We start from the raw sequence: 5,223 nt of genomic DNA, 5'->3' as shown, positions 1-5,223 counted from the left end.
CCCCGGCCCGGGGCCCGTTCGTTCCGGCCCGCCCGCTACGGCTTGGTGGCGACGGAGACGTAGTCGACCCGCATCGGGTGCCCGGGCTCGGTCGCCGGGGTGACGGCGCCGCCGAACGCGGCGGGCAGATTGCCGCCGACGGCGACGTTGAGGATCAGGAACAGGCCGTGGTTCACGGCCCGGTCCCACGTCGCGCGGTCCATCTGCGCGGCGGTCACCCTGTGGTGCTCGCGCCCGTCCAGGTACCAGCGGACCTGCTCGGCGCCCGGCGTGAGGTCGACCTCGACCGCGTACCGGTGGAAGCCGGTGCGGCACTCGGCGCCGCAGGGCCGGTCGCCGGAGCCCAGACCGCGCGGCTCCTGGCAGGGGCCGCCGTCCAGGACGCCGCAGTGCATCGTGCCGAACACCGCGTCCCGGCCGTTGACCTGCTCCATGACGTCCAGCTCGCCGATGGCGGGCCAGCCCGTGAAGCCGTTGCGCAGCTCGCCGCCGAGGGTCCAGAACGCGGGCCAGTAGCCGGCGGCGGCCGGGCCGGTGACGTCCGGCAGGGCGATCCCGGCCTCGATCCGCAGCACGCCGCCGGGCGGCGGGGCGAAGTCGGCGCGGCGGGACTCGATCCGCCCGGACGACCACTGCCCGGCGGCGTCCCGGGTGGGCACGATCTCCAGCGCGCCCCGGCCGTCGAGCCGGACGTTCTCGGTCGAGTCGGTCATGGTCTCGATCTCGCCCGTCCCCCACTGCGCGGCCGGGCAGCCGGGGTAGCACGTGCCGAGGTCGTACTGCCAGTCGGCCTCGGACGGATGGCTGCCGGCCGGGCCGTCGAAGTCGTCGCGCAGCAGCTGCGTCCAGCCGTCCGCGGTGACCGTCGGCGCCGCGGCGGCGGCGGCGGAGGCGACGGAGGCCTTGGACGGCAGGGCGCCGGACTCCGTCAACAGCCGCTCCAGGCGCGGCGTGAGGACGACGGCGGCCACGTTGGTGAGGTGCGCGTCGTCGCGGTAGAGCAGGATCCGCTCCAGCACCGCCGGGCAACTGCGGCCGTTGCCGGGGCAGATGACGTCGTTCACCGACACCGTGCGCACCCCCGGCACCCGGCCGGCCGCGATCTCCTCGGCGAGCGGGTCCGCCCACAGCGCCTTGTCGCGCGGGAACTCGCAGGCCGCCGGATCGTCGGTGTGGCCGGACACGCAGGCCGGCACGTCCGTCCCCGGGACCGGGGTGTCGCGCAGGTAGACGATCGGGACGCCCAGCTCGCGCAGCGGGGCGAGGGTCTTCTCCCAGCCCTGGAGCAGCAGTTCACGGTCGTCGGTGTACCGGTTGAGGGTGGAGACGACGATCAGCCGGGGCTTCGGTCCCTCCTTGAGCCGGGTCAGCGCGTTCGCCCGCCAGGTGTCGCACTCGCGGTAGGTGCGGCCCAACTGCGGGTTGACCACCGCGATCTCCGGCAGCGGGCAGCCCTGCTTGACCAACTCCTCCAGCTCCCAGCGCCGTTCGGCGGCGAGCGCGAGCACCGCGGAGAACCACTGCCCGGCGTGCGAGTCCCCGAGCAGCACGATCCGGTCCGGGCTGCCGACCACGCCGAAGCGGCAGTCGGGGCTGGTGGTCGCGGCCGGGGCGACCTCGCACTCGCCGTCCGGCGGGAAGTCCTGACGGGCCTGGACGGCGTCCGGCACCACCGCCGCCCCCTTCGCCGGAGCCGTGGTGCGCACCAGCAGCGAGGTGCCGTCGGCCGAGCCGGGCGGCAGGCCCTGGAGGTCGACGGGCGCGGCCGGGCCCAGCAGGCGCAGCGTGCCGGAGCCGACGACCAGCGCCAGCACCACCGGGATGACGACCGAGGCCAGGCCCAACGACAGGCCCCGGCGCGGGAGTTCGGAGACGGTACGGCTGTGCCGCAGCGGCTGTTCCACCCACCGCATCACGGCGGCCGCGGGCAGCGCGGCGGCGGCGGTGAGCGCCACCTTCACCGGCCAGTCCAGCGGGCCGAACTGCGCGCCGGCGAGCACGAGCACCGGCCAGTGCCACAGGTACAGGTTGTAGGAGAGCCGACCGATCGCGCGCGGCACGCGCAGGCCCAGCACCCGGTCCACCCCGAGCCCGGGCGCCACGGCCCCGTCCCGCCCGGGGGTGCCGGCCAGGATGACGGCGGCCGTGCCCAGGGTCGGGACGAGCGCCGCCCAGCCCGGGTACGGGGTGGTGCTGTCGTACGCCAGCACGCATCCCACGATCGCCGCCGCCCCGCCCCAGCCGGCCAGCACGCGCAGCAGCCGCGGCGCGCCCAGCAGGTGCCAGGGCAGCAGGGCGAGCAGCGCGCCGACCCCGAACTGCCAGACCCGCGAGGGCGTTCCGAGGTAGGCGAGCGAGACGGAGTCCTGCGTCCAGCGCAGCGACAGCGCGAAGGAGGCGGCGGTCAGCACGGCGGCGAGCGCGACCGCGACCGGCCGCACCGCCCGTCCCCGCCCGTCCGCACGGCCGCCCCGCACCACCCGGAGCACCAGGTGGACGGTGAGCGCCAGCAGCGGGGCCCAGACCAGGTAGAACTGCTCCTCGACCGCCAGCGACCAGAAGTGCAGCAGCGGGCTCTCGTCCCGCCCGGCGGCCAGGTAGTCGGTCTGCTGGGCGACGAAGCGCCAGTTGCCGACGGACAGCGCCGCCGCCAGCACGTCGTACTCCAGGTCGGCGCGCCGCAGCGGCACGGTCAGCCAGGCGCCGAACAGCGCCACCGCGCCGAGCACGACCGCCGCCGAGGGCAGCAGCCGGCGGGCCCGGCGGGAGAAGAACTCACCGAGCCGGATCCGCCCGGTGGTGGTGGCCTCGCGCAGCAGCAGGCCGGTGATCAGATAGCCGGAGACGACGAGGAAGACGTCCACCCCGACGAACCCGCCGGCCAGGCCGGGGACGGCGGCGTGGAACGCCAGGACCGCGAGCACGGCGAGTGCGCGCAGTCCCTCGATGTCGGGACGGAAGCCGGCCGAACGGGGCGCCGGGCCCGGGGCATCGGAACCCCGGGAGGCGGCGCGGTCCCGTTGGCCGGGAATGGTGAAGGCGGTCGGCCGCAGCTCGGGGACGGGCGGCGGTGACGACGGCGGCGGTGACGGTATCGGGGAAGACGGCATGGAAGGCGACGACCTTTCAACCCAGCCAGGGCAGCATCGGGCGGACCCAACCGGAGGCGAGCAGAGCGGTGAGCACGAGCGTGGCGGTGGCGGCCAGTCCCTCGGGCCAGCGCCGGGGCAGCATGCCGGTCCGGGGCGCCTTCGGCCCGGCGGCAGCGGCATCGGCGCGGGCGGCGCCGCGGACCTCGCCGAGGAGGTCGCGGACCAGCGGCAGGCCGATCTGCGCCTGCACCGCGAGGTAGAGCCCGAGGCCCCAGTTGGGCGCCCAGCCGTAGCGGCCGACGGCCAGGGCGAGGCCGAGCGCGCCGGCGCCGAGCGAGGCGCAGAGCCAGGCCAGCGACAGCAGCACCACCTTCCGGGCCATCCCGCCGGACTTGGGCCTGGCGCGCACGCCGGGGGCGTCCCCGCCGGCCGCGCCCGTCCCGGTGGCCGCACCGGCCGAACCGGCCGCACCGGCCGAACCGGCCGCGCCGGTCGGCACCCAGGCGGCGCTGCGCCCGCGCAGCGTGTGCCAGAACGCGACACCGGCGGCGACGCTCATCAGCACGTTGGAGCGGATCACCTCGATCCGCCAGCGGGTCCGGCTGACCCTGGGCAGCAGCACGTGCCAGAGCCAGAGCGGCGCGAGCATCGGCAGCACGTGCCAGGGCCGGATCTGGTCGGGATAGAAGAACATCATCACCAGCGGCGGCAGCGGCGCGACGAAGATGTTCACGGCGGCGGCCAGGTAGCCGACGATCCCCTCGTAGAAGCAGAGGCGCATCCGCCAGGGCGCGCCGATCCGCTTGAGCTCGGGCGAGCCGAGCAGGTGCAGGTTGCCCATCGCCCAGCGGTACTGCTGGTTGACGTACGAGGCGAGGTTGTCCGGCGAGGTGCCCTTGGCGACCAGCACCGGGACGTACAGCGTGCGGTAGCCCTTGGCGTACAGGCCGAGACCGGTGAAGAGGTCCTCGCTGTGGTCGAGCCGGGCGAACCCGCCGGCCTCGTCGATCGCGGCCCGCCGGTAGACGGCGTTGCTGCCGCAGCAGATGGCGGCGTCGCTGGCGTCGCGGGAGGGCTGGATCCAGCGGAAGAACCACTCCTGCGCGGCACCGGCGGCGCGCTCGATCCAGCTCATGGTCTCGTCGGTGTCGAAGCACTGCGGGCTCTGCACGATGCCGATCCGCGGGTCCGCGAAGTACGGGACGAGGTGGCGCAGGAAGTCCGGCCTGGGCGCGAAGTCGGCGTCGAGGATCGCGATCAGCTCGGCACTGCTCAGGGTGAGTGCGTGGTTGAGGTTGCCGGCCTTCTTGAGGTGCCCCCGGTCGGGCCGCACGACGTAGCGGTACCCGTGCGCGGCCGCCAGCTCGGCGACCTCGGACCGGTCGGCGTCGTCGAGCACCCAGACCGTCAGCGCGCCGGGCCAGTCCACCGCGGCGACCGCCCGGTAGGCGTTCTCCAGGACGTCCAGCGGCTCGCCGCAGGTCGGCAGGTACAGGTCGACGGTCGGCAGCTCCTCCGGCGCCCACGCGTGCACCAGCACCTCGTGGGACTGCCGGGTGAGCCGCCGCTGCCGCAGGCTGTTGACGGACGACAGCCCCAGCGCGACGACGTTGAGCCCGAGGACGGCCAGGAAGATCCAGAGCGCCGGCGTCCGCAGGGCGAACGTCAGCATCGTCCCGGCGGTGAACACGAACGCCGCCGAACTGGCGACGAGCACCCACCTGCGCTGCGGCCCGAAGTACCAGTACAACTCCTGGTCGTCCGGCGGTTGCGGCAGATGGGAAAGAGGATCGGAAGAGGAAGAGGACAAAGCGGAAACAGGACGTACCTGTCGGACAGTCATGTGGCCCCCACAGCCGTGTTTCTGACAGCTCCACGGGTCACAGTACCGCATTGGTATAGACCATTAACCCCCTCATCCGGGACCCGGACGCCACCTCCGCGCCACCTCCCCCGTCCTCGCGAAGCAGCAGGTCAAGCGGACGTGAACACTCCTCCAACAACCTGCCCGCGAGGCCCCCGCCGAGCCGGCCGAACGGGCAGCAGAACGCCCGTGGGGGGGGCAACCGAGGTGCGGGTGGCGCCCCCCCGGGGGGGGGGGGACTGCGGGTAAGACCCCCCGGACGGGGGA

At 74.5% G+C, this 5,223-nt stretch carries 2 protein-coding genes; both read right to left on the bottom strand.

Annotated features, from left to right (window positions below):
- Positions 1-35: 35 nt before the first annotated feature.
- Positions 36-3,110, bottom strand: coding sequence for an acyltransferase family protein (locus ACFXAM_RS36825; protein ID WP_380298068.1), 3,075 nt, complete (start codon positions 3,108-3,110; stop codon positions 36-38).
- A gap of 16 nt (positions 3,111-3,126) precedes the next feature.
- The gene (locus ACFXAM_RS36820) at positions 3,127-4,935 is read right to left on the bottom strand and encodes a glycosyltransferase family 2 protein (protein WP_380298067.1); all 1,809 of its coding nucleotides are present in this window, start codon (positions 4,933-4,935) and stop codon (positions 3,127-3,129) included.
- Positions 4,936-5,223: the final 288 nt, after the last annotated feature.

Source organism: Kitasatospora sp. NPDC059462 (assembly GCF_042749955.1).
Lineage (GTDB): Bacteria > Actinomycetota > Actinomycetes > Streptomycetales > Streptomycetaceae > Kitasatospora.
This window is presented reverse-complemented; position numbering and strand designations above follow the sequence as displayed.

Bases quoted from the DNA above. Each gene is read 5' to 3' on its own strand.
- ACFXAM_RS36820 (WP_380298067.1), bottom strand. From the start codon at position 4,935: ATGACTGTCCGACAGGTACGTCCTGTTTCCGCTTTGTCCTCTTCCTCT.
- ACFXAM_RS36825 (WP_380298068.1), bottom strand. From the start codon at position 3,110: ATGCCGTCTTCCCCGATACCGTCACCGCCGCCGTCGTCACCGCCGCCC.